This window comes from Acidovorax sp. GW821-FHT10A04 (assembly GCF_059415825.1).
Genome location: NZ_JBWKNZ010000001.1, coordinates 18,905 through 45,520, shown reverse-complemented (window position 1 = coordinate 45,520; position 26,616 = coordinate 18,905). Strand labels below are relative to the sequence as shown.

At 68.2% G+C, this 26,616-nt stretch carries 27 protein-coding genes and 1 tRNA gene; 11 read left to right on the top strand and 17 right to left on the bottom strand.

The features are described 5' to 3' along the window. Positions 1–2 precede the first annotated feature (2 nt). On the bottom strand, positions 3–557 hold the full coding sequence (locus tag AC07PF_RS00220; protein ID WP_494610499.1) for a hypothetical protein: 555 nt from the start codon (positions 555–557) through the stop codon (positions 3–5). Between the two features lie 1,129 nt (positions 558–1,686). Between AC07PF_RS00220 and AC07PF_RS00215 the strand changes: the two genes are divergently transcribed. Further along, positions 1,687–1,998, top strand: a complete 312-nt coding sequence (locus AC07PF_RS00215; RefSeq protein WP_494610498.1) for a hypothetical protein — start codon at positions 1,687–1,689, stop codon at positions 1,996–1,998. Positions 1,999–2,022: 24 nt separating this feature from the next. Here the strand turns inward: AC07PF_RS00215 and AC07PF_RS00210 are convergent, their stop codons facing one another. Then, on the bottom strand, positions 2,023–2,823 hold the full coding sequence (locus AC07PF_RS00210) for an aminoglycoside adenylyltransferase family protein (RefSeq protein ID WP_494610497.1): 801 nt from the start codon (positions 2,821–2,823) through the stop codon (positions 2,023–2,025). Between the two features lie 226 nt (positions 2,824–3,049). Between AC07PF_RS00210 and hmpA the strand changes: the two genes are divergently transcribed. After that, on the top strand, positions 3,050–4,237 hold the full coding sequence (gene hmpA, locus AC07PF_RS00205; RefSeq protein ID WP_494610496.1) for an NO-inducible flavohemoprotein: 1,188 nt from the start codon (positions 3,050–3,052) through the stop codon (positions 4,235–4,237). 18 nt (positions 4,238–4,255) lie between these two features. Here hmpA and norR read toward each other — a convergent pair whose 3' ends face one another. After that, the gene (norR, locus tag AC07PF_RS00200) at positions 4,256–5,824 is read right to left on the bottom strand and encodes a nitric oxide reductase transcriptional regulator NorR (RefSeq protein WP_494610495.1); all 1,569 of its coding nucleotides are present in this window, start codon (positions 5,822–5,824) and stop codon (positions 4,256–4,258) included. A 254-nt stretch (positions 5,825–6,078) separates the two neighbouring features. On the opposite strand from norR, the gene AC07PF_RS00195 reads away from it, so the two are divergent. Then, the gene (locus tag AC07PF_RS00195) at positions 6,079–6,681 is read left to right on the top strand and encodes a Csu type fimbrial protein (protein WP_494610991.1); all 603 of its coding nucleotides are present in this window, start codon (positions 6,079–6,081) and stop codon (positions 6,679–6,681) included. Between the two features lie 117 nt (positions 6,682–6,798). Continuing rightward, positions 6,799–6,933, top strand: coding sequence for a hypothetical protein (locus tag AC07PF_RS00190; protein ID WP_007855607.1), 135 nt, complete (start codon positions 6,799–6,801; stop codon positions 6,931–6,933). Positions 6,934–6,953: 20 nt separating this feature from the next. Here the strand turns inward: AC07PF_RS00190 and AC07PF_RS00185 are convergent, their stop codons facing one another. Together AC07PF_RS00185 and AC07PF_RS00180 are read right to left on the bottom strand one after the other, a co-directional pair. Then, positions 6,954–7,673 carry a glutamine amidotransferase gene (locus tag AC07PF_RS00185; RefSeq protein WP_494610494.1) on the bottom strand — a complete coding sequence of 240 codons (720 nt, stop codon included), beginning with the start codon at positions 7,671–7,673 and terminating at the stop codon, positions 6,954–6,956. A 173-nt stretch (positions 7,674–7,846) separates the two neighbouring features. Then, a complete protein-coding gene (locus tag AC07PF_RS00180; protein ID WP_494610493.1) occupies positions 7,847–9,967 on the bottom strand; it encodes an aminotransferase class V-fold PLP-dependent enzyme in 2,121 nt (706 codons plus the stop codon). A gap of 88 nt (positions 9,968–10,055) precedes the next feature. Between AC07PF_RS00180 and AC07PF_RS00175 the strand changes: the two genes are divergently transcribed. Both AC07PF_RS00175 and AC07PF_RS00170 read left to right on the top strand, forming a co-directional pair. Continuing rightward, a complete protein-coding gene (locus AC07PF_RS00175) occupies positions 10,056–10,532 on the top strand; it encodes an Lrp/AsnC family transcriptional regulator (protein WP_145694996.1) in 477 nt (158 codons plus the stop codon). Positions 10,533–10,713: 181 nt separating this feature from the next. Continuing rightward, the gene (locus AC07PF_RS00170; protein WP_494610492.1) at positions 10,714–11,301 is read left to right on the top strand and encodes a hypothetical protein; all 588 of its coding nucleotides are present in this window, start codon (positions 10,714–10,716) and stop codon (positions 11,299–11,301) included. A 225-nt stretch (positions 11,302–11,526) separates the two neighbouring features. Here AC07PF_RS00170 and AC07PF_RS00165 read toward each other — a convergent pair whose 3' ends face one another. The 10 genes from AC07PF_RS00165 to AC07PF_RS00120 all read right to left on the bottom strand — a co-directional run bounded on the left by AC07PF_RS00165 (position 11,527) and on the right by AC07PF_RS00120 (position 18,319). Further along, positions 11,527–11,973 (bottom strand): DUF4145 domain-containing protein, encoded by a 447-nt coding sequence (locus AC07PF_RS00165; protein ID WP_494610491.1) that lies wholly within the window; start codon positions 11,971–11,973, stop codon positions 11,527–11,529. 434 nt (positions 11,974–12,407) lie between these two features. After that, positions 12,408–12,495: transfer RNA gene (locus tag AC07PF_RS00160), tRNA-Ser, on the bottom strand. Between the two features lie 19 nt (positions 12,496–12,514). Further along, the gene (gene ureG, locus AC07PF_RS00155; protein WP_494609892.1) at positions 12,515–13,213 is read right to left on the bottom strand and encodes an urease accessory protein UreG; all 699 of its coding nucleotides are present in this window, start codon (positions 13,211–13,213) and stop codon (positions 12,515–12,517) included. Continuing rightward, positions 13,210–13,926, bottom strand: coding sequence for an urease accessory protein UreF (locus AC07PF_RS00150; protein ID WP_494610990.1), 717 nt, complete (start codon positions 13,924–13,926; stop codon positions 13,210–13,212). Before AC07PF_RS00150 ends, ureG begins: the two co-directional genes overlap by 4 nt. 39 nt (positions 13,927–13,965) lie before the next feature. Continuing rightward, on the bottom strand, positions 13,966–14,559 hold the full coding sequence (gene ureE / locus AC07PF_RS00145; RefSeq protein WP_494610490.1) for an urease accessory protein UreE: 594 nt from the start codon (positions 14,557–14,559) through the stop codon (positions 13,966–13,968). Positions 14,560–14,593: 34 nt separating this feature from the next. After that, positions 14,594–15,235 carry a LysE family translocator gene (locus AC07PF_RS00140; RefSeq protein WP_494610489.1) on the bottom strand — a complete coding sequence of 214 codons (642 nt, stop codon included), beginning with the start codon at positions 15,233–15,235 and terminating at the stop codon, positions 14,594–14,596. 32 nt (positions 15,236–15,267) lie between these two features. Then, positions 15,268–16,986, bottom strand: a complete 1,719-nt coding sequence (gene ureC / locus AC07PF_RS00135; protein ID WP_494610488.1) for an urease subunit alpha — start codon at positions 16,984–16,986, stop codon at positions 15,268–15,270. A 74-nt stretch (positions 16,987–17,060) separates the two neighbouring features. Then, positions 17,061–17,366, bottom strand: a complete 306-nt coding sequence (locus AC07PF_RS00130) for an urease subunit beta (RefSeq protein WP_007855625.1) — start codon at positions 17,364–17,366, stop codon at positions 17,061–17,063. Between the two features lie 28 nt (positions 17,367–17,394). Beyond that, the gene (locus tag AC07PF_RS00125) at positions 17,395–17,991 is read right to left on the bottom strand and encodes a HupE/UreJ family protein (protein WP_494609899.1); all 597 of its coding nucleotides are present in this window, start codon (positions 17,989–17,991) and stop codon (positions 17,395–17,397) included. Positions 17,992–18,016: 25 nt separating this feature from the next. After that, positions 18,017–18,319, bottom strand: a complete 303-nt coding sequence (locus AC07PF_RS00120) for an urease subunit gamma (RefSeq protein ID WP_055399013.1) — start codon at positions 18,317–18,319, stop codon at positions 18,017–18,019. A gap of 203 nt (positions 18,320–18,522) precedes the next feature. Between AC07PF_RS00120 and AC07PF_RS00115 the strand changes: the two genes are divergently transcribed. Further along, positions 18,523–22,140 carry a hybrid sensor histidine kinase/response regulator gene (locus AC07PF_RS00115; protein ID WP_494610487.1) on the top strand — a complete coding sequence of 1,206 codons (3,618 nt, stop codon included), beginning with the start codon at positions 18,523–18,525 and terminating at the stop codon, positions 22,138–22,140. Beyond that, positions 22,137–23,171: a response regulator gene (locus AC07PF_RS00110; protein WP_494610486.1), complete on the top strand. Its 1,035-nt coding sequence runs from the start codon at positions 22,137–22,139 to the stop codon at positions 23,169–23,171. The genes AC07PF_RS00115 and AC07PF_RS00110 overlap by 4 nt, the downstream gene beginning before the upstream one ends. Before the next feature lie 13 nt (positions 23,172–23,184). Here the strand turns inward: AC07PF_RS00110 and AC07PF_RS00105 are convergent, their stop codons facing one another. Further along, positions 23,185–23,511 carry a plasmid stabilization protein gene (locus AC07PF_RS00105; protein ID WP_145695126.1) on the bottom strand — a complete coding sequence of 109 codons (327 nt, stop codon included), beginning with the start codon at positions 23,509–23,511 and terminating at the stop codon, positions 23,185–23,187. A gap of 96 nt (positions 23,512–23,607) precedes the next feature. Further along, positions 23,608–24,216: a Crp/Fnr family transcriptional regulator gene (locus AC07PF_RS00100; protein ID WP_007855634.1), complete on the bottom strand. Its 609-nt coding sequence runs from the start codon at positions 24,214–24,216 to the stop codon at positions 23,608–23,610. A 48-nt stretch (positions 24,217–24,264) separates the two neighbouring features. On the opposite strand from AC07PF_RS00100, the gene AC07PF_RS00095 reads away from it, so the two are divergent. The 3 genes from AC07PF_RS00095 to AC07PF_RS00085 all read left to right on the top strand — a co-directional run bounded on the left by AC07PF_RS00095 (position 24,265) and on the right by AC07PF_RS00085 (position 26,497). Next, positions 24,265–25,029: an SDR family oxidoreductase gene (locus AC07PF_RS00095; protein WP_494610485.1), complete on the top strand. Its 765-nt coding sequence runs from the start codon at positions 24,265–24,267 to the stop codon at positions 25,027–25,029. A 35-nt stretch (positions 25,030–25,064) separates the two neighbouring features. Beyond that, entirely contained in the window at positions 25,065–25,415 is a 351-nt protein-coding gene (locus AC07PF_RS00090) for a darcynin family protein (RefSeq protein ID WP_494610484.1), read from the top strand. Between the two features lie 179 nt (positions 25,416–25,594). Then, a complete protein-coding gene (locus AC07PF_RS00085) occupies positions 25,595–26,497 on the top strand; it encodes a hypothetical protein (RefSeq protein WP_145695130.1) in 903 nt (300 codons plus the stop codon). Positions 26,498–26,616 lie beyond the last annotated feature (119 nt).

Below are 26,616 nucleotides of genomic sequence, written 5' to 3'. Positions count from 1 at the left end.
CGTCAGCGGTCCACGTACTGCGCATCGAAGCGCTTGCGCGCCGCCAGGTGGGCGTCGGCGCAGGGGCGCGTGGTCGGATCGGCCCGGCACACCGGGCTGGGCTGGAAGTAGCGGGCCCAGGCGTCGGCCCGGCGTTGCTGGCGCTCGGCTTCCAGCCGGGCGGCCAGTGCCTGGGCCGTCTTGAGGTCGTCGTCGGCTTTCTTCTGGCTCTGCGCATCCTGCGTGGCCGGCAGGGGCTGGCTGGCGGGGGGCTCGGCCTGTGGCGGGGCTGGTGGTGGCGGGGCGGGGAGCGCGGGCGGTGGTGGTGGCGGTGCGGGCTGGACCACCACGGGCGGCGGCGTGGCCTGCGTGCTGCTGCTGTTGTTGCTGTCGTCGCCTACGGGCCGTGACTGCATCACCGCGGGCGTGGCTGGCGGTGGTGCCGGTGGGCGCTGGCCGACGATGGCATCGTGGGCGAACAGGGACGCCAGGCCGCCGATGAACACGCCCAGCGCAATCCTGGCAACGTCCGGCAGAAAGGGGGCCCTGCCGGCCGCGGGTGACGAATCTGGTTGCATGGCACACCTCCTGCGGGCAGTGTAGCCGTGCATGCGCCGGCGCACTGGTCAAATCGCAGGCACTGCGTTGAAACCCGCGCCAGTGCTGGGCCCGGCGGGTATGCACAGGTGTTATCCACAGGGTCATCCACGGTGGCTGTGGACGGTTGCCACTCGCCGCGGGGGCGCGATGCACCGGGGCTGTGCTCAGCACCACGGGTGGGCTTTTTCCAGCCCTGTGCCAGGGCTGAAAAATTGCCCCGACCGCCGTTCCCCGCCGCGCAGCAGCGGGCTGATGAAAGAACAGGCACCGCGTCGCAAGCCGCGCCAGTGCTAGCTTTGCGGCGTATACCCGGGGGTTTTCCACAGAGTCATCCACGGCGGCTGTGGATGGCGGGTCCGTCCCTGCACGCCGCGCCCTCGGCGCGCTTGGGGGCGGGCCTCGGAGGCGGCTGCGGCGCGTGGCTGATGAATTCGCAGGCACCGCGTTGCAGGCCGCGCCAGTGCTGGTTCTGGCGTGCCTGTACAGGAGTTGTCCACAAAGTCATCCACGCCGGCTGTGGAGTTTGCGGGCGCCCATGGAGGCCTTGTTTCACCCGCTGCACGGCCATTGGTCAATTCGCAGGCACCGCGTTGCAAGCCGCGCCGGCATTGGCTTTGCGCGGCATGCACAGGCCTTTTCCACAGGGTCATCCACGGTGGCTGTGGACTCATTGTGCTGTGCACGCGCCGCAGGCACGGCAAGGGGCAGGGCGGGTTCGCTGCGGACGGGCAGGGGCGCCGGTGACTGCGCAGGGCTGATGAATTCGCAGGCACTGCGTTGCAGGCCGCGCCAGTGCTGGCTCTGGCGCGCATTCAACCTGCTTGTCCACAGGGTCATCCACGCCCGCTGTGGACGGTGTGCGCGCCTGTGGCACCCCTTGCACCGGGCACTGATGAAATGGCAGGCATCGCGTTGCAAGCCGCGCCAGCATTGGCTTTGCGCCGTATCCACCGGCGTTTTCCACAGGGTCATCCACGGTGGCTGTGGACGGTAGATTCGGTGGTGCAAGCCAGGGCGAACTGGAGCGCGGCGCCATGGCAGGGGTTTTTGCCTACACCATCGCGCGGGCTTGGCGCTTAAGGTGCAGGCAGTGCAAGGAGGTGCCGCATGATCTACAGCTATCGGATCGCCCACACCCCATCAGCGGGCACTGCAGCGCTGGCTGGCCTCTCGGCGGAGCCCAGCAGGGACGATGTGCTGCAGGCCTATTGCGCGCTCAGGGGGGCCCTCAAGCACGTCGTCCGCTCCATGCCGCGGGCCAAGGCGCGCCTGCGAGCGGCCAAGCCGACATGCGACGGCCTGTACATCCGGCTCGACACCCACCTCGACAAGGCAAGCGTGCACCAGCTCGTGTCGTCGTTCCTCATGCACACCAACGAGGCCAGGCAGGGCCTGCATCTGACGGCAACGCCCTTGTAGCCCCCGCAGGGCGCTCAGCCTGCCTCAGCCTGCGGGCGCCTGCAACAGCAGCTGCGCGATGCGCGCCTTGCACCAGCGGATGGTGGCGGCCACGGCATCGGGCATGGCGGCCAGCCCGCCATCTTCCAGCCCGCCCAGGTAGGCCCGTGCCGCGCGTTGCACCAGCGCGGCGTGCTCGGGCGGCATGCACTCTGCCGCCCAGGCGGCCGCAGCATCCTTCGATGCAATGGCGCCGGTGCTGGCGCTGTACCAGATGCGTGCCAGGGCGAGCAGGATGGAGGCCTCTTCCCCCTGCCAGTCGGGCGGTGCATTCCACTGCGCGATGGTGTCGGCCAGCGCCCGGCGCAGGTCGCGGGCGGGCACGGGGGCGAACAGGTCCACGGCGGGTGGGCCCACCAGCGCCACGCTGTGCAGCCGCAGCTTGGTGAGCAGGATTGCCAGGTCGGGGTCCGGCATCGCGGGTTCGATGTGGCCGGCCAGGATGTCGTCGCGCAGCCATTCGCCATACTGCATCTCGCGCCGTGCCGGGTAGCGCCAGGGCACGACCTCGCCGAGGACGACCACCGTCACCTCCAGCGCGCGCAGGGCGCCGGGGCTGCCGGGCGGGGCTGAGTGCGCCAGCAGCGCGCACATCAGCGCCTGGCGCGTGGCACCGGCCAGGGGCTGGGCCACGGTCACCATGAGGTCGATGTCGCTGCGGGGCTGCAGGCCGCCGTGCACCGCCGAGCCGTACAGGTGGATGGCGCGCAGGTCATCGCCCAGGTGGTGGGCGAGCACGGCGCACGCACCTGTGAGCTGGGGAACGATGTCGGGTGCAGGCTGCATGCCCGCGAGCATACGTTCGGTCAGGAAAATCCCATCCCGCCGCCGGGAAATCAGTGCTCCTCGCATGCCAGTCATTTCGACATTGAAAAGTCAAAACGACCAGCCATCCGTGCCAGTCGTTGTGACTTGTGCTTGATGCAAGTCATTGATCCACAAGGCCGCGCATGTCGGCACGGCGGTTGCACTGTTCAGGGTCTCATCCACTCGATCCCTGTGTCCCCCCGCCATGCTCACTGATTCCCAACGCGCCATCGTCTCGTCCACCGTGCCCCTGCTCGAACAAGGGGGCGAGGCGCTCACCACCTACTTCTACAAGATGCTGCTGGCCGAGCACCCCGAGGTGCGGCCCTTCTTCAACGAGACCCACCAGGCCAAGGGTGACCAGCCGCGCGCACTGGCCAACGGGGTGCTGATGTACGCCAAGCACATCGACCGGCTGGAAGCCATGGGCCCGCTGGCCTCGCAGATCGTGAACAAGCACGTGGCGCTGCAGGTGCTGCCCGAGCACTACCCCATCGTCGGCCGTTGCCTGCTGCGCGCGATACGTGACGTGCTGGGCGCCGAGGTGGCGACCGACGCGGTGATGGACGCGTGGACGGCCGCCTACGGGCAACTGGCCGACATCCTGATCGGGGCCGAGCGGGCGCGCTACGACGCGCAGGCCGCGGCACCTGGCGGCTGGCGCGGGCAGCGTGCCTTCACCGTGCTGCGCAAGGTGCGCGAGAGTGCCGAGATCACCTCCCTGCACCTCGTGCCGGCCGACGGCGGCGCGCTCATGGACTTTGCGCCGGGCCAATACATCGGGCTGTGCCTGACCGTGGAGGGCAAGGACATCCGGCGCAACTACTCGCTGTCGGCCGCGCCCAACGGGCGCAGCTACCGCATCAGCGTCAAGCGCGAGGCGGGCGGCGTGGCATCGAACCACCTGCACGACCAGGTGCACGAGGGCGACACCCTGCAGCTGTTGCCCCCGTCGGGCAGCTTCGTGCTGGCCGAGGGCGACCGGCCCGTGGTGCTGATCAGCGGCGGCGTGGGCATCACCCCCACCCTGGCCATGCTGGAGCAAGCGCTGGCCACCGAGCGCCCCGTGACCTTCATCCACTGCGCGCGCAATGGCGAGGTGCATGCCTTCCGCGACCACATCGACGAGGCGGCCGCGCGCCATCCCCAGCTGCAGCGCTACTACTGCTACGACGAGGTGACGCAAGGCGCGCCCGGCCTGCCCGATGCCGTGGGCCGGCTCGACCTGGATCTGCTGGAGCGCTGGTTGCCCCGCGATACGCGCGACGTGGATGCCTACTTCCTCGGGCCCAAGCCCTTCATGCAGCAGGTGCGCCGCGGCCTGCGCCACTGGGGCATGCCCGATGCGCAGTCGCGCTTCGAATTCTTCGGGCCCGCATCGGCCCTGGAATAACAGCGGGCACAGGGGCGCTCAGCCCCTCTCGATCCCGAGCCGCCTGGCCATGCGCGCGAGGTTGGCCGCATCGATGCGCAAGGACCGTGCGGCCGGTGCCCACTGCTGGTTGTGCTGTGCCAGCGCGTCGAGCACCATGCGCCGCTCCAGCTGCGCCACGGCGTCGCGCAGGCCCAGGTGACTGGCGGGCGCTTCGGGCGTGGCGGGTGGTGCCGTGGCCGTGGTCGTGTTCTTCGCGCTGCCGAGGTCCAGGTCCTCGGCCGACAGGGTGAGGATGCGCGGGCGCTGCGCATGCCGGCCCAGCGCCTTGACCACGCTGCGGCCCAGCAGGTGTTCGAGCTCGCGCACATTGCCCGGCCAGTCGTAGGCCAGCAGGGCGGCCTGGGCCGCGGCGTCCAGCCGCACGGCGCCCAGGCCCATGCGCGAGCGCGCCTCCTCCAGGAAGAAGCCGCCGATGGGCAGCACATCGCGCCCGCGCTCGCGCAGCGGTGGCACCCGCAGCGGGTACACGCTCAGGCGGTGGTAGAAGTCCGCGCGCATGCGGCCCTCGCGCACCTCCTGCGCCAGGTCGCGGTTGGTGGCGGCGATCACGCGCACATCCACGCGGTGTTCGCGGTCGGAGCCCAGGCGCTGCAGCTGGCCGCTTTGCAGCACGCGCAGCAGCTTGGCCTGTACGGGCGGGGGCAACTCGGCCACTTCGTCGAGGAAGAGGGTGCCGCCATCGGCCAGCTCGAACTTGCCGCGCCGCTCGCCCACGGCACCGGTGAAGGCGCCGCGCACGTGGCCGAAGAGCTCGCTCTCCACCAGGCTGTCGGGCAGGGCCGCGCAGTTGATGCTGACCAGCGGGCGCCTGGCGCGCGGCGATGCGGCATGCAGGGCCTGGGCCACCAGCTCCTTGCCGGTACCGGTCTCGCCCTGGATCAGCACGCACAGCTCGGTCGGGCCAGCTAGCGCGATCTCCTTGAGCAGGCGCTTGTGCGCTGCGCCATGCCCGATGAGCTGGCGCGGCCCGCCGCGCGCGCCGGCCGCCTGCGTGGCATAGGTGTCGGCGCGCAGGCGCTCGCCCTCGGCCTCGGCCGCCAGGCCATGCAGGCGCGAGGCCACGGCCACGCTGGCGGCGGCCAGGCTGGCAAAGGCCTGCAGCGTGGGCAGCGCCACGCGCGAGAAGCGGCCCACCTCCAGCGCGTCGAGCGTGACCACGCCCCAGGGCCGGCTGTCCACTTGCAGCGCGCAACCCATGCAGTCGTGCACCGGCAGGTGGCCTTGCAGGCCCTCCACCAGGCCGTCGAAGGGGTCGGGCAGGCCGCAGTCGGCGGCAAAGCGCACGGGACCGCTGGCGGCCAGCAGCTGCATGAAGCGCGGGTGCTCGGCCACGCGAAAGCGCCGCCCCATCGTGTCGCGCGAGAGGCCGTTGACGGCCAGGGGCACCAGCCATTCGCCATCGAGCCGCAGCACGGCGGTGGCGTCGCAGGGCAGCAGCACGCGCAGGGCCTCCAGCAGGCGCCGGTGGCGCTCGGTCTCGGGCAGGTCTTGCGCCAGGTTGGCCATCAGGGGCAGCAGCGCGGTGAGCAGGGTCTGGGGGGGCATGGGGGGCAAACGTGCCGCCATTGTCCCGCGGGTGGATTGGACTCGTGGGGTGTGCGGGAACTCGCCCAGACCGCCATCTGAGGAGAACCCTCTACATATATTGTTTACAAACTGATACGATTTGCACGGGTCGAGCTCCAGGCACCGTTGTTCAGTGCATGGGGGCTTGGGATGGGGTGCAGGGTGTGGCCGAAGGTGGCCGCAGCCATCCACCCCGCAGGCAAGATTTCTGGGAATATTTTGAGGTGAACGCGATGCGCGCGGGCAAACGACAACCATGGACCGGCCGCCAACGGTGGCTGGCAACAGGCCTGGCACTGGCCGGCTGCCTGGCAGCAGGGCCGGTGGCGGCAGGCACCCTGGGCGGCACTCTGCAGGCGCAGATGCAGCTCACGGCCGGCTGCATGGTCGCTGGCAGCTCTGGCGCCTCGGCGGGCCTGAACTTCGGCACCCTGGATTTCGGCACCCGCCCCGGCACGTTCACGGGCACCGTCACGGCCACGCCCTCGGGCGCCGAGGGCGTCTCCGGTCCCACGCAACTGGTCTGCTCGCCCGAGGTGCTGGGCATCAGCATCCAGGTCGGCCCCGGTGCCTACGCAGGCCACGGCACGGGCATCGGCACCGGCTCGCGCGCCATGCGCCATGGCAGCACCGCCGCCTACATCCCCTACGAGCTGTACCGCGACGCCGGCCATACCCAGCCCTATCCTGCCGGTTCGGCCGTTACCGGAATCAATGTGCCGGCCAGCGGTGCGGCGTTCTCGCTGCCCATCCACGGCCAGATCAACAAATCGACCCCGGCGGCCCTGCCCGCGGGCATGTACACCGACACGCTGCAGGTCACGGTCACCTATTGAGGGGCGGGCCGCAGGTCGGCCATTTGTCGCTGCCAGGGACGCAGCATTGTCTTACGCGGCCCGCGTGGCGTGGGGCCTAAGGTCGGGGCATCCATTTGATCGCTCCAGGAGCCCGCCATGCCCCCGTCCCCATCGTCTTCCGGTCAGGTTCCCCACTCTTCGGGCCGCAATCGGTCTGCCACCGGCCGCACGGTGGCCATCATCGCCGTCGTGGTGGGTTTTTTGCTGATCGCCATCATGGTGCCCTGGTAGGCGCACCACGGAAACAGCCCTCAACTGCGCGCAGCCACCATCGCCGCGAACCGGCTGAGCACGCTGCCCGCGTCCGGTGTGGCGCTGACATGGGCACCCAGCGCCCCGTCGACATGGGCCACATAGGCCTGCATCGCCTGCGCCGAAAATTCCGGGTGGAACTGCACGCCCCAGCCGCAGCCGCCCACGCGAAAGGCCTGGTGCGGTTCCAGTTCGCTGCGCGCCAGCAGCACGGCCCCGTCCGGCAGGTGCAGTACCGATTGGTAGTGCACCAGCTGCGCCGGGAACTGGGCCGGCAGCCCGGTGAACAGCGCATCCTGCCCGGCCTCGGGCATCAACCGCACGGCGTGCGTGCCCACCTCCGGCCCGCCCGGCAGGTCGTCCACCCGCCCGCCGAAGGCATGCGCCAGCAACTGGTGCCCGTAGCAGATGCCGAGCACCGGCACCTGCGCCTCGACACAGCGCCGCATCCACAGCGCCAGCTGTTCGCTCCAGGGCTCGCGGTGCGACACCATGGCGTGCGAGCCGCTGACCACCACGGCCGACAGCGCTGATGGATCGGGAAGGCCGGCTGCATCCCGCTGCGCATCGATGCGCAGCTGGGGAAGTGCGTCGCCCAGGCCTGCGGCAATCCAATCGTCGAAGTCACCCTGGGCCTCGCGGATGCCGGGGAAGGTCTTTCCGGCGGCGACGATGAGGATGGGTTTGCTGAAGGGGCTCGGATCGGGGCTTGCGGTCATGTGTGCAGCGGCAGGGGGTATCCAGAAAAAAGCGCCCCAAAAGGGCGCTGTGGTTCTCGTCACTGGCGAAGACCGTGGTCGCAGGAACCTGGATTCGAAGCGATCCAGTGCAGAGCGTTGATGTGCCCGAGTCTCGCGCCAGGGCGGGTTTCACGGGCGATTTTATCGGCCGTTCAACGGGCCAGGGCCGGCGGTGTGGCCTGTGCCGTCCAGAGTGCCAGGCCGCCCTCCAGGCTCCAGGCGTTGGCATGGCCCAGGCGGCGCAGTGCGCGCGCCGCCTGCGCGCTGCGGTTGCCGCTGCGACAGTAGAACAGCACGGGCCTATCGGCCTCCAGCCCCAGCCAGGTGGGCAAGGCATTGAGCAGGCTGCCCAGGGGAACCGCCTGAACATTCGGGTGGACGCCTTGCCCTAGATCGGGCCTGTCGCCCAGCGCGTGCTCGTAGGGTTCACGCACGTCGACCAGAAGCGGGGCTGGGGACGTCCGGAACTGCAGGTGCCATCGCTCCCGGGACAGGGTCAGTGCCTCTGGCTCGGCATGCGGCTCCTGGAGGCGCGATGGTTGCCTGGAGTCGGCCTGGCCCAGGGTCCAGGCGAAGTGCTGTGCATCGTCGTGGCCGGGCAGCAGCAGCGCATGGGGTGCCAAGGCTTGGGTCAACCAGTGCTGGGAGCCCGCGTCCGCCATGGCGGAGGTGCCCACAAAGGCCAGCTGGCCTTGGTCGGGCGTGTGCAGGGCATAGGCGGCTGCCTCGGCGCTGTGCACGGGTGGCGCCAGCCGCGTGATGCGGTGCTGACTCAGCTGAATCTGGTGCTCGCCCTGCGGCCACCCCAGGGGTTCGGCGGGGCCCAGCGCCTGCATGGACTCCGGGAAGGCGGCGCTCAGTGTGGCCACCGATGCGGCATGCTCCATGCGGCTGGTGGTTGCCAGCACGGCGACCAGGGTGTGGTGGTGGCGGCGCTGCCACTGGGTGATCTGTTCGGTGTGTGCGGGCAGGGGGTCGATGAGCACGCAGTGGCGGCGGGTCGCATCGGCCACCAGGTAGCAGCAGGCGCCATCGACCACGAAGCGGGTCACCAGACCGGTGGGCGTGGTGTTGCCAGCGGGCGCATGGACCGTCAAGCCATGGGCGCGCAGCGAGGCGCCGCAGGCGCGGATGCGTGCACAGGCACGCTCGATGAGCTCACAGGAGTCGGCCGCACCGAAGGACAGGCGCACGGCCGCCGAACTCTGCCAGGCGGGCAAGCCCATGGCCTCCAGCACATAGCTGGGTTGGGCCTTGGCCGCGCTGCAGGCCGAGCCGCCGCTGACGCGCAGGCCGGCGGCATCGAACAGGTCCAGCAGCAGCCTGGAAGCAAGGCCGGGCACGGCGAAGTTCAGCGTCGTCGGCAGGCACAGCGATGGCGGGGCGTTGAACACCAGCCCGGGGAAGGAGTCGGTCAGCGCCAACGCCAGGCGCTCGCGGTGCGCCCACAGCGTCTCCTGGTCCGCGAAGGTGTCTCCTGCTTCCAGGGCCTGCAGCACCTCGCCCAGTGCGGCAATGCCTGCGATGTTCTCGGTCCCTGCGCGCAGCGCGCCTTCCTGCCCGCCCCCTGTCATCAGCGGGGTGAAGGGTGCGCCTTCGCGCACGTACAGCATGCCGATGCCCTTGGGCGCATAGAGCTTGTGCCCGGAAAAGGGGGCGTAGTCGATGCGGCGCTCGGCCAGGTGCAGTGGCAATTTGCCGAGGGCCTGCACGCTGTCGACCAGCCACAGCGCGTTGCTGTCCGCCAGCGCCGCGCAGATGCCGTCGAGGTCGCTGACCACCCCGGTCTCGTTGTTGGCGGCCATGGTGCATACCAGTCCGGCCTGCGGTGCCTGCTGGCGCAGCCAGGCCAGGTCGTGCCGCCCCTGGTGGTCCACCGGGATGGAGCGCACCGGCCAGTGCAGGCCCAGCAGGGCATTCCAGTGCCTGAGTGCCTCCGGCACCGCCTTGTGTTCGGTGGCCCCGTAGAGCAGCTGCAGGGGTTGTTGGGTTTCTCCGACATCGCGTCGGCGGCGCAGTTCGGTCAGGGCCGACAGCACGGCGGTCTGTATGCCTTCGGTGGCGCCACTGGTGAAGCACAGTTGGCCACCGGCCGCACCCAGCAAGCGGCGGGCGCGGTCGCGTACCTGCTCCATGAGCGCTCGCGCCTTCAGGCCACTGCCATGGATGCTGCTGGGGTTGCCAAAGGCTTCGCCCATCACCGCCAGAGCCGCCAGGCGGGCCTGGGGGAGTACCGGTGTCGTGGCATTGGCATCGAGATAAATTTCTTCCATGGCGCCAAATTCTCGGCGAGCCCACGCAGCAAGGACTTGCAATCTTTCCAAGGATTGGCCATGAAATTGGAATTAAAATCTCCAAATCATGGCAAAAATAAAATTGGATTCTATTGATTGCAAATTGATAGAGATTCTGCAGATCGATGCCGAAACTCCGATTGCGGACATGGCAGCCCGCGTGGGCCTCTCGGCCACACCCTGCTGGCGGCGCGTCCAGCGCCTCAAGGAGATGGGTGTGATCACCCGCCACGTCGCCCTGGTGGACGCAGCCAAGGTGAACGTAGGGGTCACGGTGTTCGTGTCGGTGCGCACGAGCACCCACACCGAGGAGTGGTTCGAGCGCTTTCGCGCCACGGTCCAGGCCATTCCCGAGGTGGTGGAGTTCTACCGCATGAGCGGTGACGTGGATTACCTGCTGCGCGTCGTGGTGCCCGACATCGCCGCATACGGCAAGGTGTACAAGCGCTTGATTGCGGGTACCCAATTGTTCGACGTGTCGTCCAGTTTTGCGATGGAAGAGCTGAAGTTCACGACGGCGTTGCCGCTGTCCTATGTCGAGTAGGACGTCCGCCGGGCTGGAGGGCGAAGAGGCCAACCGGCCGAAATCCACCTGTCGTATGGGTGGCTATAAACAAAAAAACGCCCAGAAAGGCGCTTGTCTATTGATCTTCTGGCGGAGACGGGTTTTTCGAGCCAACATTTTGGATACATTTTTGGATTGACTCTGCAAGAAAGGCGATGCCGTGGATCAAGCTACCTCCACAAGTCTGGGCGCTGTGCTCGGTATTTTGGGATTCATCGTGGCGGTAGTCTCCGCCGTGGCGTCCTCTCGATCTGCTAAATCAGCCAAAGAAGCACAGCAAGCACTGATTGCGCAGCACCTCAGCACCACTCGATCAGACGTGGCCCGCCTGGTGTCCGCATGCACCTTAGAGCATCGGCGAGTGCAAAACCTCTCCGCAGCAGTTTCGAAACTGCACGACAGCCTTGCGATCTGGTCTGGTGGCTACGGTGATAGCAGATGGAAAGTGGCTCTGGAAGAGGTTCAAAAGGCTAAAAGCGAAGCTGAAGCCGCGTACGCGCCAGTCTGCATCTACGCAGACTCGCCGACAAAAATCGGTCAGCTAATTGAGCAGGACGCCGAGCGCTACCAAGTAGCGTTCGCCATTGCCCTGGCAAACATCCAGAGCGTGACGATGGAACTGAACCGATTGCACGATGTGCTTTCACAGCAAGCCAGTCACCATCTTGCTCAAACAATTGCAGACATGGCGAAAACCAGAGAACGACAGTATCTCCCGCAACCGACAACACCAACCCCGGGAGGCTGACTGCGTAGACGAACTTATCTCAGGCTGCTGTGGTCTGTTATCTGGTGGACGGCGGTGAAGGCGTGCAGATCCCGGCATAAGGGATTCAAGGTGGGCGACCTGAAGATCAAAGCCCGCATGGATTTCGGCTGCGGCTTCCTTCGTTGTGCGACGTGGACCCGCCCCTCATTATTCGCCCTGCGGGGCTTTCCGACTTCACTATAAGAAGATGACGGAAGACAGCCATCAAGGCGTGGATTTAGGAGCATCTCTTTGGGCAATGCCAACTAACTTCTTGACGGGCAAGCTCGCGTACAGCGCATTTACATGCTTTGGAGTACTGATTTGCTGGTCAGCAATCAGGTTGACAAGGCGGAACAGTGCAAGAGCTGTGTCGTGGTCATCCCGAAGATCAATCGTCCCTGGATGCACGCTCTCGTTGCCGATGACACGCACCGTGTCCAGAGCTTGCTGAATCAAGGGACTGAGCCCCTTCTTCACCAGTGCCCCAATGTCTTTGTTGATGTCGTCGCCACTTTCACCAAGTGACTTGCACAGCTTTTGAATGCAAAGGCGGAGCAGTGCCGCAGCGCCTCGAGGAGATTCAGCAACGATTCGCCTCGCCTCCTGGAAATCGATTTTTATGTCGTCGGGAAGATCTTCGTTAGGCGCCTCGCCTTGCAGTTCAATCACCGGGAAGACCATTCGCCGGCCGACCCAGATTGATAGAGCCTTACAAGAGAAGCACGACGATACATGCAAACACTCGACGACGCGCTCCGGATACAAGTTACTTCGTTTCTGTAGCGAAGGCTCTCCTGCTTCCATCAATTGCGCACGCTTCAGCACTGCTAAGAGGGCCGGTCTATCCGTGTCATTGCTCCGTTCGACCGCACGTACCACTTTTAAAGGATCGAGCCACGTGGGCAGCGGCTCAGAGTCCCTTAGCAGTGTCGCGTAGCACTCCCACCAGCGCTGATCTGCCAACGCACCACAATGCGGACACGAAAACGCCTGCAAATCGGTCGAAGGTGGAACAGCTGCACGACCTGGACTAGTCATAGGTGTGGGTCCATTGGTGAGTAAAACAAAAAAGCGCCCTGAGAGGCGCATGTTTGCTTGGCATCTGGCGGAGACTGTGAGATTCGAACTCACGGACGGTTGCCCGTCGGCAGTTTTCAAGACTGCTGGTTTAAACCGCTCACCCAAGTCTCCGGGAGGGAAGGCGCGTATTCTAGCCGGCCGCAGCGGCCCCTGCCTTGGTCAGCATGCCCTTGGTCTCGATGAAGCGCACCACCTCGGCCAGGCCGGCCAGGGTTTTCAGGTTGGTCATCACGAAGGGGCGCAGGCCCTGGGGCGTGGTGCGCATGCGCACGGTGTCCGATTCCATGATGTCCAAATTGGCGCCCACGTGCGGGGCCAGGTCGGTCTTGTTGATGATGAACAGGTCGCTCTTGGTGATGCCGGGGCCGCCCTTGCGCGGGATCTTCTCGCCGGCGGCCACGTCGATCACGTAGATGGTCAGGTCCGACAGCTCGGGGCTGAAGGTGGCGGCCAGGTTGTCGCCGCCGCTCTCCACGAACACCACGTCGGCATTGGGGAACTGCTCCAGCATGCGGTCGATGGCTTCGAGGTTGATCGAGGCGTCTTCGCGGATCGCCGTGTGCGGGCAGCCGCCCGTTTCCACGCCCAGGATGCGCTCGGCCGGCAGGGCGCCGCTCACCGTCAGCAGGCGCTGGTCTTCCTTGGTGTAGATGTCGTTGGTAATGGCGATCAGGTCGTAGTCGTCGCGCATGGCCTTGCACAGCATTTCGAGCAAGGTGGTCTTGCCCGAGCCCACGGGGCCGCCGATGCCCACGCGCAGCGGGGGCAGGTGCTTGGTGCGGTTGGGAACGTGGTGCAGCGCGCTGGTGTGGGTCGTGGTGGTCGTCATGATCTGAAAAGGCGGGAGTACTGGGTTTCGTGCCGGGCCGAAAGAATGGCCAGCATGGGCGAAAAGGCCTGGCGCTCGCCATCGGGCAGCGCCAGCGCGTAGGTGGCAGCTTCGGGGATGGCCTGCGCGAGCCTGGCCAGGATGCGCTGGCCCGCGCTCTGGCCCAGGGCCATGGACTTGAGCGCAGCCTGCACCATGTTCTCGGCCCAGCCGAAGGCAAAGGCCAGCAGCACGTCGTAGACCGAGGCCTCGGTGGTCGATGCGGCCAGCGCAAAGGCGACGGGATAGGTGGGCGGCAGCGCGGCCAGCGCCTGCACGGCCGGCATGCGCGCCGCATCGCCCTGGTGCTGGTTGCGCAGCCAGTCGGCCAAAGAGCGGCCCATCTGCTCGGTCTGCAGGCGCAGCTCGCTGGTCTCGCGCGTGTGCAACACCCAGTCGTTGAGTTCGCGCACATGCGCCATGTCGCCCTGGCGCCAGGCACCCACGGCCTGGGCCACCACGGCCATGTCGCCGCGCGCCTGGGTGATGTGCAACTGGTCCAGCAGCCAGGCGGCCACCGCCGCTTCGGAGGCGACGCCGGCCGACTCGATGGCGCTCTCCAGCCCCTCGGAATACGAGAACCCGCCCACGGGCAGCGCGGGCGATGCCAGCCAGATCAGCTGCAGCAGGCTGGCCGCCGGCAGCGCCGTGGGGGCGGGGGGCTCGCGCATCATCATGGTATGGGTGGCTTGCAGTGCCGCGTGGTGCCGCGCTCAGTGCGCATGCTTGTGGCCGTGCCCCTCAGCATGGTCGTGATCGTGATCGTGATCGTGCCCATGGTCATGGGCGTGTTCGTGTGCGTGGCCATGGTCGCCATGGTCATGCCCGTGGTGGCCGTGCCCGCCGCCATGCCCTGCCGCATAGGCGCCGCCCTCGGGCTCGAAGGCCATGTCCTTCGCCTGCACGATCAGGTGCATGGCGCGCAGCATGTCGGCCAGCACGTGGTCGGGTTCGATCTTCAGGTGGTCGGGCTGCAGCTCGATGGGCACATGGCGGTTGCCCAGGTGGTAGGCCGCGCGCACCAGGTCGAACGGCGTGCCGTGGTTCTTGCAGTGGGTGATGTAGAGCACCGCTTGCGGTGCCGCCAGCACCCGCACCAGCGAGCCGTCTTCGGCCACCAGCACGTCGCCACCGCGCACCACGGTGCCGCGCGGCAGGAACACGCCCAGCTCTCGCCCGCTGGAGTCGGTGGTGGAAAAGCGGCTCTTCTGGCGCACGTCCCAGTCGAGTTCGACCGTGGTGGCGCGCTTGAGCAGCACGGGGGCCAGGCCATGGCCTTGCGCGAGGAGTTTGCCGACGGAAATCATGGATGCCAAGGGAGAAATAAGAGGGGGAGCGGGCTCAGCGCGTAGGGCGCGAGCCCATGGCCGTGAGCACGCCCAGGCCGATGAAGGAGGTGCCGGCCAGGCGGTTGCCCCACACCGCATGGCGTGTGGCCTGGCCCAGGCGAGGCGCCACCAGGCTGGCGGCCAGCACATAGAAAAGGTCGGTGCAGGCCGCGATGGCCACGAAGGTGCAGCCCAGTGCCAGGGTCTGCGCCAGCGCGCTGCCCTGCGCGTCCATGAACTGTGGCAGGAAGGCGGCGAAGAACAGGCTGGTCTTGGGGTTGAGCAGGGCCACCACGAAGCCGTCGCGGAACACGCGGCCCAAAGGCTGGCGGGATGCTGCCGTGCCGCCGCTCGTGGTTGCGGCTGCGCGCGCAAACCACATGCGCAGGCCCAGGTAGACCAGGTAGGCGGCGCCGGCCCACTTCACCACGGTGAAGGCGGCCGACGACACGGCGAACAGCGCCGCCAGGCCCAGCGCCGCGCCAATCGCATTGCCCAGGTTGCCCAGCGCCACGCCCAGCACCGAGGCCAGGCCGCAGGCACGCCCCTGCGCCACCGTGCGCGCCACGATGTAGACCACCGCAGGGCCGGGGGTGAGCGCAAGGACGAGGCTGGCGCCCGCAAAGGCGAGCAGCAAATGGGTTTCGGGCAGCATGGGCGGTACTCCGGGGTTCGTTCAGCGATCGGTCAGAACAGGAAGTATCGCTGTGCCATGGGCAGCTGGGTGGCCGGCTCGCAGGTGAGCAACTGGCCGTCGGCGCGCACGGTGTAGGTCTGGGCGTCCACCTCCATGCGCGGGGTGTAGCTGTTGTGCACCATGTGCTCCTTGCGCACACCGCGGATGTTGCGCACCGCGACCAGGTTCTTGGCCAGCCCGAAGCGCTCGCCAATGCCCGCCGCCAGCCCCGCCTGCGAGACAAAGGTCAGCGAGGTGCGTGCGATGGCCCCGCCGAAGGCGCCGAACATTGGCCGGTAGTGCACCGGCTGCGGCGTGGGGATGGAGGCATTCGGGTCGCCCATGGCCGCCATGGCGATGAAGCCGCCCTTCAAGATCAGCGCCGGCTTCACGCCGAAGAAGGCCGGCTTCCAGATCACCAGGTCGGCCCACTTGCCCACCTCGATGGAACCCACCTCGTGGCTGATGCCGTGGGCGATGGCCGGGTTGATGGTGTACTTGGCCACGTAGCGCTTGATGCGCGTGTTGTCGTTGCGCGCGCTGTCGCCTTCGAGCGTGCCGCGCTGGGCCTTCATCTTGTGCGCCGTCTGCCAGGTGCGCAGGATCACCTCGCCCACCCGGCCCATGGCCTGGCTGTCGCTGCTCATCATGCTGATGGCGCCCAGGTCGTGCAGGATGTCCTCGGCCGCGATAGTCTCCTTGCGGATGCGGCTTTCGGCAAAGGCCAGGTCTTCGGCAATGCCGGCATCGAGGTGGTGGCACACCATGAGCATGTCCACATGCTCGTCCAGCGTGTTCACCGTGTAGGGCATGGTCGGGTTGGTGGAGGAGGGCAAAAAGTTTGCCTCACCCACCACGCGCAGGATGTCGGGCGCATGGCCGCCGCCCGCACCCTCGGTGTGGAAGGCGCAGATGCCGCGCCCGCCCACGGCGGCAATGGTGTTCTCGACAAAGCCCGATTCATTGAGCGTGTCGCTGTGGATGGCGACCTGCGTATCCGTCTCTTCGGCCACGTCCAGGCAGTTGCTGATGGCTGCGGGCGTGGTGCCCCAGTCCTCGTGCAGCTTGAGGCCGATGGCCCCGGCCTCGATCTGCTCGCGCAGCGGCGCCGGCAGGCTGGCGTTGCCCTTGCCCAGGAAGCCCAGGTTCATCGGGAAGGCGTCGGCTGCCTGCAGCATGCGTTCCATGTTCCAGGTGCCCGAGGTGCTGGTGGTGGCCAGCGTGCCCGTGGCCGGGCCCGTGCCGCCGCCCAGCATGGTGGTCACGCCCGAGGCCAGGGCCTCTTCGATCTGCTGTGGGCAGATGAAGTGGATATGGCTGTCGATGCCGCCCGCGGTGACGATGTTGCCCTCGCAGCTGATGACCTCGGTGCCCGGGCCGATGATGATGTCCACGCCCGTCTGCGTGTCGGGGTTGCCCGCCTTGCCGATGGCCACGATGCGCCCGCCCTTGAGGCCGATGTCGGCCTTGACGATGCCGGTGTGGTCGATGATCAGCGCATTGGTCAGCACCGTGTCCACCGCGCCCGCGTCGCGCGTGCGCTGGCTCTGCGCCATGCCGTCGCGGATGGTCTTGCCGCCGCCGAACTTCACCTCTTCGCCGTAGCCGCCGGCGCGCAGGGTGTAGTCCGCCTCCACCTCGGCGATGAGGTCGGTGTCAGCCAGGCGCACGCGGTCGCCCACGGTGGGGCCGAACATCTCCGCATAGGCGCGTCGTCCAATGGTTGCCATGGTTCAAAACCTTTTGCTGGTGCCCGGCGCGGGGCTCGAATGGATAGCGATGGAGAAGAGGGCAGGGCGCAGCATCACAGCGCGCCCTGCACCAGCCCGCGAAAGCCGTAGACCGTGCGGTCGCCCGCATAGTCCACCAGCTCCACGGTGCGCTCCTGCCCGGGCTCGAAGCGCACGGCCGTGCCCGAGGCGATGTTCAGCCGCATGCCGCGCGCGGCCTCGCGGTCGAAGCCCAGGGCGCCGTTGGTCTCGGCAAAATGGTAGTGCGAACCCACCTGGATGGGCCGGTCCGCCGTGTTGCGCACCAGCACGGTCAGCGTGCGGCGCCCGGGGTTCAGGGCATGCTCGCCCGCGTCGATCAGCAGTTCGCCTGGGGTCATGGTGGCGTGTCCTTGTCGGGGGTGTTTTTCAAGCCAGCTGCAGCAGCATGGCGCCGCCCAGGGCGGCCACGCCGGCACCGGCCGCGCGCGCCAGCCACACGCTGCGCTGGCGCAGTGCCCAGCCTGCAGCCAGGCCGGCACAGTGCAGCAGCACCGTGGCGCACAGCATGCCGGCCAGGGTCTGCCAGGCGCTGTCGCTGCCGGCCAGCTCGTAGCCGTGGGCCAGGCCGTGGAACAGCGCGAACACGCCCACGCCCAGCGCCGCCACGATGCCCGGCACGCGCAGGCGCGATGCAACCAGCAGACCCGTGGCCAGCAGCGATGCGGCAATCATCGGCTCCACGGCGGGAATGGCGATACCCTGCAGGCCCATCACCGCGCCCACCAGCAGCAGGCTGGCAAAGCCCAGCGGGCCCCACAGCAGCTCGGGCCCGGCGCGGCGCGCGGCCAGCGCGCTCCACAGGCCCACGGCCACCATGGCGGCCAGGTGGTCCAGCCCGAACAAGGGGTGGGTGAAGCCGCTGAAGAAATCGTGGTGCGTGTGCGCCACGCCATCGGTGTGGGCACTGGCGGCCGCGGCCAGCGTGGCCAGGGCGATGAAAGCAAGGGTGCGGGATGCGCGCATGGGTCAGGGTCTCCGGGGGAGTGGCTTAAACAATCGGTTGGTGCACGGTGACGAGCTTGGTGCCGTCCGGGAAGGTGGCCTCCACCTGGATGTCGGGGATCATCTCGGCGATGCCGTCCATCACGTCAGCGCGGGTCAGCACGGTGCGCCCCTCGCTCATGAGCTGGGCCACGGTCTTGCCGTCGCGCGCGCCTTCCATCACGGCGGCGCTGATCAGGGCCATGGCTTCGGGGTAGTTGAGCTTGAGGCCCCGCGCCTTGCGGCGCTCGGCCAGCAGGGCCGCGGTGAAGATCAGCAGCTTGTCCTTTTCGCGGGGGGTGAGTTCCATGGTCTTGGCGGTGTGGTGATCGGGTGGGGCAGCGCGGTGCCGCGCGCGGGGGGCGGGGGTGGCCCTGGTCCGCACCATCATAGTGAGCAAGCGCCGTGCCGGCCATACGTCGATTGGCGCATCCGCCCTGGCCCGCACGACGCCAGTGGCATGGAAACTGCACCAGCACAGGGACTGCCGCTCCCCACCCCCACGCCTTCCCCATGCCACCCACCGCCGCCACCATCGCTCCGCCCGACGCGGGCGTCCCCGCGCGGGGCGGCATGGATGTGAGCGCAGACATGGGTGCGGACGCCCAGGCCCCGCAGCAGGTCGTCAAGGTCCGGCGCGACTACAACAGCTGGGTGGCCACCGAGACCATGGAGGACTATGCGCTGCGCTACACGCCCCAGCGCTTTCGCAAGTGGTCCGAATGGCGCGTGGCCAACACCGCCTTCGGCGCGGCCTCGTTCCTGATCCTGGAGGCCGTGGGCGCCACGCTGCTGGTGCAGTACGGCTTCATCAACGCCTTCTGGGCCATTGTCGCCACGGGGCTCATCATCTTCCTGGCGGGCCTGCCCATCAGCGTCTACGCCGCGCGCTACGGGGTGGACATGGACCTGCTCACGCGCGGCGCGGGCTTCGGCTACATCGGCTCCACGCTCACCTCGCTGATCTACGCCTCCTTCACCTTCATCTTCTTCGCGCTGGAGGCGGCCGTGATGGCCTATGCGCTGGAGCTGGCGCTCGACATCCCACCCACCTGGGGCTACCTGATCTGCGCCATCGTGGTGATTCCGCTGGTCACCCACGGCGTCTCGGCCATCAGCCGGCTGCAGGTGTGGAGCCAGCCGCTGTGGCTGGTGATGCTGGTGGTGCCGTTCGTCTACGTCATAACGCACGATCCTGGTGCGTTTTCGGGCATATCGCACTATGGTGGTGAATCCGGCCGGGGCGCTATGTTCCAATTGCCCTTGTTTGGTGCGGCACTCACGGTCGGCATCGCGCTCATTACCCAGATGGGGGAGCAGGCCGACTACCTGCGCTTCATGCCCGCGCGCACCCAGGCCACGCGCGGGCGCTGGTGGCTGGGCGTGCTGGCCGGCGGGCCGGGCTGGGTGGTGCTCGGGGTGCTCAAGATGCTGGGCGGCGCGCTGCTGGCCTACCTGGCGCTGACCCACATGGTGCCGGCCGACCGCGCCGTCGACCCCAATCAGATGTACCTGGTGGCCTACGAATACGTGTTTCCGCACTATGGCTGGGCGGTGGCGGCCACGGCGCTGTTCGTGGTGGTCTCGCAGATGAAGATCAACGTCACCAACGCCTATGCGGGCTCGCTGGCCTGGTCCAACTTCTTCTCGCGCCTCACGCACAGCCACCCGGGGCGGGTGGTGTGGGTGGTGTTCAACACCCTCATCGCCTTCATGCTGATGGAGATGAACGTCTTTCGCGCCATGGGCGAGGTGCTGGGCCTGTACTCCAACATCGCCATCGCCTGGATCATGTCGGTGGTGGCCGACCTGGTCATCAACAAGCCCCTGGGCCTGTCGCCCAAGGGCATTGAGTTCAAGCGCGCCCACCTGTACGACATCAACCCCGTGGGCGTGGGCTCCATGGCGCTGGCCTCGGTGGTCTCCATCAGCGCCCACCTGGGCCTGTTCGGCCCGCTGCCGCAGGCCTTCTCGGCGGTGATCGCCATGGCCGTGGCCTTCGTCACCGCGCCGCTCATCGCCTGGGCCACGCAGGGGCGCTACTACATCGCGCGCCAGCCCGAGCCGTCCGCCGTGCCCATGCACGGCCCGGTGAGTGGGCAGGTCGCGGCCGATCTGGGCACCTATGCCCGCTTTTCGGTACAGCGCTGCGTCATCTGCGAGCGCGAGTACGAAGCGCCCGACATGGCCCAGTGCCCGGCCTACGGCGGCGGCATCTGCTCGCTGTGCTGCACGCTCGACGCGCGCTGCGGTGACCTGTGCAAGCCCCACGCGAGCATGGCCGTGCAGTGGTCCTCGGCCCTGCGCTGGGTGCTGCCGCGCGCCGTGTGGCGCTACCTCGATACCGGCCTGGGCCACTTCCTGCTGCTGATGCTGGTGATCGCGCCGCTGCTGGCCTCCGTCATGGGCCTGCTGTACCACCAGGAGCTCAACACCATCGGCCATGCCATGACCAACACCGAGGTGCTGGCCGCCCCCGAGGTGGCGCTGCGCTCGGGCCTGCTCAAGGCCTACCTGGCGCTCCTGGTCATCTCCGGCATCGTCGCCTGGTGGCTGGTGCTGGCGCACAAGAGCCGCCAGGTAGCGCAGGAGGAGTCGAACCGCCAGACCGGCTTGCTGGTGCGCGAGATCGAGCTGCACCGCCAGACCGACGAGGCCCTGCAGAACGCCCGCAGCGTGGCCGAGCAGGCGCGCCAGGTGGCCGAGGCGGCCCAGCGCACCGCCGACCAGGCCAACCAGGCCAAGAGCCGCTACATCAGCGCCATCAGCCACGAGATACGCACGCCGCTCAATTCCATCCTGGGCTATGCCCAGCTGATGGGCGAGGACAGCGGCGTGCCGCCGCACCGCAAGCAGGCCGTGCATGTGATCCGCCGCGGTGGCGAGCACCTGCTGTCGTTGATCGAGGGCACGCTCGACATCGCGCGCATCGAGTCGGGCAAGCTCACGCTCGACGTCACGCCCATGCGCTTTGCCGATGGCCTGCACGAGATGGCCAGCCTGTTCGAGCTGCAGGCCGCCGCCAAGGGCCTGGCCTTCCAGTTCGACGTGCAGGGCGTGATCCCCGAGGTCGTGCGTGCCGACGAAAAGCGCCTGCGCCAGATCCTCATCAACCTGTTGGGCAACGCCGTCAAGTTCACCGCGCAGGGCCGGGTCACGCTGCGCGTGCGCTACGCCCGCGAGATCGCGCGCATCGATGTGCAGGACACCGGACCGGGCCTCAGCGCCGACGAGATCGAGCGCATCTTCGAGCCCTTCGCGCGCGGCGGCAGCGCGGGGGCCGTGGCGGCCACGCCCGGTGCCGGCCTGGGCCTGACCATCGCCAAGATGCTCACCGCCCTGATGGGCGGCGAGCTCACCGTCACCAGCGAGCCCGGTCTGGGCTCGGTGTTCCACGTCAAGCTGTTCCTGCCCGAGGTGCATGCCGAGGCCCTGGGCAAGGCCGGCGCCCCGGCCGCCGCCCGCGCGCCGCGTGCGCGCAAGGGCTACGCCGGCGAGCGCCGCCGCATCCTGGTGGTGGACAACGAGGAGGCCGACCGCGAGCTGCTGGTGCAGCTGCTCGAGCCCCTGGGATTCGAACTGCGCCAGGCCGCCAGCGGCCACGATGCACTGGACCTGCTGGCCACCGGCTACCGGCCTCACGCCCTGTTCATGGACCTGGCCATGCCGGGTATCGACGGATGGGAGACCCTGCGGCGGGTGCGCCAGATGCAGTTGCAAAATGTGCAATGCGCCATCGTCTCTGCCAACGCCTTCGACAAGGCGCTGGACAACGACGTCGACATCCGCCCCGATGACTTCATCGTCAAGCCTGTGCGTCACAGCGAGTTGCTCGACTGGCTGGAGAGGCGCCTGGCGCTGCAGTGGCTGGGCGAGGCGCAGACCGCGCTGGCCGCTCCATCGCCTGCACCCTCAGCGGGTGCCGCCGCGCTGAGCTACCCTGATCCCGGCGCCCTGGCGGCCCTGTCGCAGGCCGTATCGCTGGGTTACTACCGCGGCATCCTCAATGCCCTGGACGAGATCGAACGGCACCAGCCCGTGCATGGTGCCTTTGTGCACACCATGCGCGGCCTGGCGCGGCAGTTCCAGTTCGACGCCATGGGCCGCATTCTGGAGCAGGCCCCCCCGTGAACACCGCAGCATCTCCTCCCTCCCTACCCGCCGGCGCTGCCCTGGACCGCAGCGACAGCGACGTGGTGCTCATCGTCGACGATGTGCCCGACAACCTGGCCGTGCTGCACGATGCACTCGACGAATCGGGCTACACCGTGCTTGTGGCCATGCACGGCGAGGCGGCACTGCAGCGCGCCGCCCAGGCCTTGCCCGACATCGTGCTGCTGGACGCCATGATGCCCGGCATGGATGGCTTCGAGGTGGCGCGGCGCCTGAAGGCCTCGCCCCAGACCGCGCACATCCCCATCATCTTCATGACCGGCCTGACCGAGACCGAGCACCTGGTGGCCGCGCTCGAGGCGGGCGGGGTGGACTACGTGACCAAGCCCATCAAGCCGCGCGAGGTGATGGCGCGCATGGGCGTGCACCTGGGCGCCGCGCGCAAGGCCCGGGCCGATGCCAGTCAGGCGCGCGAGGCGCGCAACGCCCTGGACGCGTTCGGCTACGCCAGTATCACCGTGCGCGCGGTGGACGGGCGCATCGTCTGGCAGACGCCGCTGGCGCGCGAGCTGCTGCAGGCCTACTTCGGCGAGGCCAGCCCCTGGGCGCCCGAGGCCGTGCAGGCCTGGCTGCGCCGCCACGTGCTGGCCGACAACGCGGCCGAGCTGCTGGCCCAGGCGCAGGCCGAGCCACCGCGCTTGGCCATCGACCAGGGCGCGCGGCGCCTGACCTTTCGCCTGCACCAGCAGGCCGGCGACAGCGAGGGCGGCGGCGACTGGCTGCTGGTGATGCGCGAAGTGTCGGATGCCAAGATCATCGAGTCCATGAGCCTGTCCTTCAAGCTCACCGCGCGCGAGGCCGAGGTGCTCTACTGGGTCGTCAAGGGCAAGATCAACCGTGACATCGGCGACATCCTGGGCGCCAGCCCCGCCACCGTCAAGAAGCACCTGGAGCGCGTGTTCGCCAAGCTCGGCGTGGAGACGCGCACGGCGGCGGCGGGCATGGCGATGAACCGCATCCGGCAACTGCACCCCCAGTTCGAGGGGTAGCGCACTCCGGGCTTCAGCGGCCTACGGCCTGCTCCAGCTCGGCCTTGTTCATCTTCGAGCGGCCCTGGATGCCCTTGCGCTTGGCATCTTCATAGAGCTGCTCGCGCGTGCGGCCCTGTGCGCCCTGGTGCGAGCGCTGGCCGCCGCGCACCGGGGCGGGCGTGTCCTTCAGGGTCTTGGGGTTGGCCTTCTCGGCCTCGCCGTGCTGCGCGCGCTCCTTGTTCACGGTGCGCGCGGCGATCTCCTCGGCCGTGCTTTCACTCTTGCCCTGCTTGCGCAGGCTGTCCTTGATGTGGCCGTACTGGCGTTCGCGCTTGGCGCTCCAACTCGTCTGGGGCATGGCGGTCCTCCATGGGGGTGGTGTCCAAGGTGCCAATCTAGGCCCCGTGGCGCGCAGCCCGGATAGGACGGCCCTGCGCACGGGTGTAGGACGGGCCTACGCGCCCTGTGCCCGGCGCACCCGCATCACGATGCGGTTGAGCCCCACGGGCGTCACGCCCAGGTGGCGCGCCAGGTCCTTTTGCGGGATGCGCGCGGCCAGTTCGGGCTGGGCGCCGCAAAAGGCGCGGTAGCGTCCCTCTGCGTCCAGCGTGAGCAGCTCGCGTTCGCGCTCCTCCTTGCGGGCCGCGAACACCAGGGTCAGCGCATGCAACGCCGTGGCCCAGGCCAGGTGCTCGCGCGCAAGGGCGGCCAGCAGCCGGTAGTCGATGCGCTCGAGCACGCTGGGCTCGATGGCCGTCACCATGAAGCTGGTGCGGCCGCCGGGCGCCAGCGCCGCGATGCTGGCGAAGAAGCGCCCCTCGTGCGCGAAGGACTTGATCCACTCCGTGCCGTCCTCGCCCAGGTAGCTCAGCTTGAGCAGCCCGCTGTCGACCGCATACACATACGGGTGCTCCACGCCTTGCATAAAGGCCGTGCCGCCAGGCTCGATGCGCCGCACTTCCAGCGCCCGTGCCACGCGCGGCCACTCGGGCAGGGCCATGCCACCCGCCGCCGATGCGAGCAGCGTCTGGAAGGTGGAGGGCGGGGAGGGCGTTGCGTGCATTAACCTGGGTTGATTCCAAACCGGCAGCGGCTGCCTACAGTGGCAGCCATGAACCCGCACACTGTAGAACAACACACACTGCAGCCACCGCTGCCACGCACCATCGTCACGGGCGCCAGCTCGGGCATCGGCCGGGCGCTGTCCCTGCACCTGGCGCACCTGGGCGTGCCCGTGGTCGCCATCGGGCGCGACGCAGGCCGGCTGCAGGCGCTGGCGGCGCGGCACGCGCTCATCGATCCCTGGCCGGCCGACCTGGGCCGCATCGGCGAGATCGATGCGCTGGCGGCGCAGATCGTGGCGCGCTTTCCCGAGGTGGGCGTGCTCATCAACAACGCCGGCATCCAGCACGATGTGCGCCTGGACGATGCAGGCTACGGCAGCAGCGACATCCAGCGCGAGGTGGATGTGAACCTCATCGCACCCGTTGCCCTCACGCGGGCGCTGCTGCCCCACTTTCAGGGCCTGGGCCGGGCCTGCGTGGTCAACGTCACCTCGGCCCTGGCCCATGCGCCCAAGCGCACGGCCGCCGTCTACAGCGCCACCAAGGCCGGCCTGCGCCTGTTCACCCAGGCGCTGCGGGTGCAGTTGCGCGGCAGCAGCGTGCGGGTCGTCGAGGCGGTGATGCCCCTGGTGGACACGCCCATGACCCAGGGCCGGGGGCGCGGCAAGTTGCCGGCCGACCAGGCGGCCCAGGCGCTGGTCGCGGGCTTGCTCGCAGGCCGGGCCGAGCTGCACATCGGCAAGGCGCGCTGGGTGCCTGCGCTGCAGCGTTGGGCGCCGGGGCTGCTCGCGCGCATCCTGCAAAAGGCCTGAGCTTGCCAAGCTTCCCTCCCTGAAAGCCACGCACCATGAACTACGCCTTCTTCGTCCACCTGCGGGCCACCAGCGCCTGGCTGCAACTGCCGCGCGAGCGCCGCAACGCGCTCACGGCCGAGCACCTGCACCCGCTGCTGGGGCCGGGCGCGGGACTGGCCATGCGCTACTTCGATGCCGAGGCCTTCAGCGCCGCGTGCAGCGACGTGATGCTGGTCGAGACGCCCGACCCGCGCGCCTGGTATTTCTTCATGGAGCGCCTGCGCGATTCGCCGTTGATCGCGCACTCGTACTTCGAGGTGGTGCAGATCGTGCCCGCCATCGAGGGCGGGTTCGAGGCCTTCGAACGCCACGAGTCCCAGGGCAAATCCGGGGAGCTTGCCTAGTGCATGGGAGACACACGACTGCCTGCCAGGCAGACAAGCCTGTCAGGCAACTTCGGACCGCGCGTGTCCGAAAAAAGGAGACAGGATTTCCATCCCGGCCCTGACTCAAGAAATCCGGGGCGGCCCCTACAGTGGACTTGCGCAATCTGCGAAATTTTTCTTGTCCCCGAGGCCCGATCATGCTTGAGTCCATCGCCAATGCTTCCGCGCCCACCGTGCGCGTGCACCCACCGCTGCCCTCGCGGGCGTTTGGCGTGGCATCGTCGCCGGCGCTGGCAGGCCGGGTTGCCGGTGGGGCGCAGCCGACCCGCATGGACGCACTCAACCGGCTGGCCACCAGGGAGGAGCGGCTGCCCTTCTGGGTGCGCCTGGTCAAGAATGAGGCGGACCTGCGCAAGGCGGTGCACATCCGCCATGCGGCCTACGCACGCCATGTGCCCGACCTGGCGCAAAAGCTGCAAGAGCCCGAGTCCACCGATTACGAGGACGGGGTCGTGGTGTTGCTGGCCGAGTCCAAGCTCGATGGCTCTCCGCTGGGAACGGCGCGCATCCAGAGCAACCGCTTTCGCGCCCTGAGCGTGGAGCAGTCGGTCAACCTGCCCCTGTGGATGGAGGGCATGCACCTGGCCGAAGTCACGCGCCTGGGCATCGTGGGGGGCACCATGGGCCGCCTGGTCAAGACCGTGCTCATCAAGGCGGCCTTCCAGTACTGCGAGCGCCAGGGGATCGAGCAGGCCATTGCGGCGGGCCGAGCCCCCATCGACCGGCACTACGAACAACTGCTGTTCGAAGACCTGTTCCCTGCCCAGGGCTTCATCCCGCTGGCCCATGCCGGCAATCTGCCGCACCGGGTGATGGCCTTCGACATCGACAGCGGCCCGGCGCGCTGGCAGCAGGCACAGCACCCGGCACTCAACTTCTTTTGCCACACCCGCCATCCGGACATCGACATGGGGCCGGCACCCGTGCGCAGCCTGCCTGCCAGCGGCAAGGCGATCGGGGCCCAGCCGCTGCCGCGCCGCGCAGCCACCAGTGGGCGCCGGGAGCTGCCGGCGCGCATCAGCAACCGGGCGTTTGCCTGAGCGGTCCCACCCCCTCAGGGTGGGCCTGCGCTGCACGCCAAAATCACCTGTTGGTAAAAAGGCCACACCTGCGGTGGCCTTTTTTATACCCGTTGCTTTGTAAACTCCCACAAAAAGGG

Bases quoted from the DNA above. Each gene is read 5' to 3' on its own strand.
- AC07PF_RS00220 (WP_494610499.1), bottom strand. From the start codon at position 557: ATGCAACCAGATTCGTCACCCGCGGCCGGCAGGGCCCCCTTTCTGCCG.
- AC07PF_RS00215 (WP_494610498.1), top strand. From the start codon at position 1,687: ATGATCTACAGCTATCGGATCGCCCACACCCCATCAGCGGGCACTGCA.
- AC07PF_RS00210 (WP_494610497.1), bottom strand. From the start codon at position 2,823: ATGCAGCCTGCACCCGACATCGTTCCCCAGCTCACAGGTGCGTGCGCC.
- hmpA (WP_494610496.1), top strand. From the start codon at position 3,050: ATGCTCACTGATTCCCAACGCGCCATCGTCTCGTCCACCGTGCCCCTG.
- norR (WP_494610495.1), bottom strand. From the start codon at position 5,824: ATGCCCCCCCAGACCCTGCTCACCGCGCTGCTGCCCCTGATGGCCAAC.
- AC07PF_RS00195 (WP_494610991.1), top strand. From the start codon at position 6,079: ATGCGCGCGGGCAAACGACAACCATGGACCGGCCGCCAACGGTGGCTG.
- AC07PF_RS00190 (WP_007855607.1), top strand. From the start codon at position 6,799: ATGCCCCCGTCCCCATCGTCTTCCGGTCAGGTTCCCCACTCTTCGGGC.
- AC07PF_RS00185 (WP_494610494.1), bottom strand. From the start codon at position 7,673: ATGACCGCAAGCCCCGATCCGAGCCCCTTCAGCAAACCCATCCTCATC.
- AC07PF_RS00180 (WP_494610493.1), bottom strand. From the start codon at position 9,967: ATGGAAGAAATTTATCTCGATGCCAATGCCACGACACCGGTACTCCCC.
- AC07PF_RS00175 (WP_145694996.1), top strand. From the start codon at position 10,056: ATGGCAAAAATAAAATTGGATTCTATTGATTGCAAATTGATAGAGATT.
- ureG (WP_494609892.1), bottom strand. From the start codon at position 13,213: ATGACGACCACCACGACCCACACCAGCGCGCTGCACCACGTTCCCAAC.
- AC07PF_RS00150 (WP_494610990.1), bottom strand. From the start codon at position 13,926: ATGATGCGCGAGCCCCCCGCCCCCACGGCGCTGCCGGCGGCCAGCCTG.
- ureE (WP_494610490.1), bottom strand. From the start codon at position 14,559: ATGATTTCCGTCGGCAAACTCCTCGCGCAAGGCCATGGCCTGGCCCCC.
- AC07PF_RS00140 (WP_494610489.1), bottom strand. From the start codon at position 15,235: ATGCTGCCCGAAACCCATTTGCTGCTCGCCTTTGCGGGCGCCAGCCTC.
- ureC (WP_494610488.1), bottom strand. From the start codon at position 16,986: ATGGCAACCATTGGACGACGCGCCTATGCGGAGATGTTCGGCCCCACC.
- AC07PF_RS00130 (WP_007855625.1), bottom strand. From the start codon at position 17,366: ATGACCCCAGGCGAACTGCTGATCGACGCGGGCGAGCATGCCCTGAAC.
- AC07PF_RS00125 (WP_494609899.1), bottom strand. From the start codon at position 17,991: ATGCGCGCATCCCGCACCCTTGCTTTCATCGCCCTGGCCACGCTGGCC.
- AC07PF_RS00120 (WP_055399013.1), bottom strand. From the start codon at position 18,319: ATGGAACTCACCCCCCGCGAAAAGGACAAGCTGCTGATCTTCACCGCG.
- AC07PF_RS00115 (WP_494610487.1), top strand. From the start codon at position 18,523: ATGCCACCCACCGCCGCCACCATCGCTCCGCCCGACGCGGGCGTCCCC.
- AC07PF_RS00105 (WP_145695126.1), bottom strand. From the start codon at position 23,511: ATGCCCCAGACGAGTTGGAGCGCCAAGCGCGAACGCCAGTACGGCCAC.
- AC07PF_RS00100 (WP_007855634.1), bottom strand. From the start codon at position 24,216: ATGCACGCAACGCCCTCCCCGCCCTCCACCTTCCAGACGCTGCTCGCA.
- AC07PF_RS00095 (WP_494610485.1), top strand. From the start codon at position 24,265: ATGAACCCGCACACTGTAGAACAACACACACTGCAGCCACCGCTGCCA.
- AC07PF_RS00090 (WP_494610484.1), top strand. From the start codon at position 25,065: ATGAACTACGCCTTCTTCGTCCACCTGCGGGCCACCAGCGCCTGGCTG.
- AC07PF_RS00085 (WP_145695130.1), top strand. From the start codon at position 25,595: ATGCTTGAGTCCATCGCCAATGCTTCCGCGCCCACCGTGCGCGTGCAC.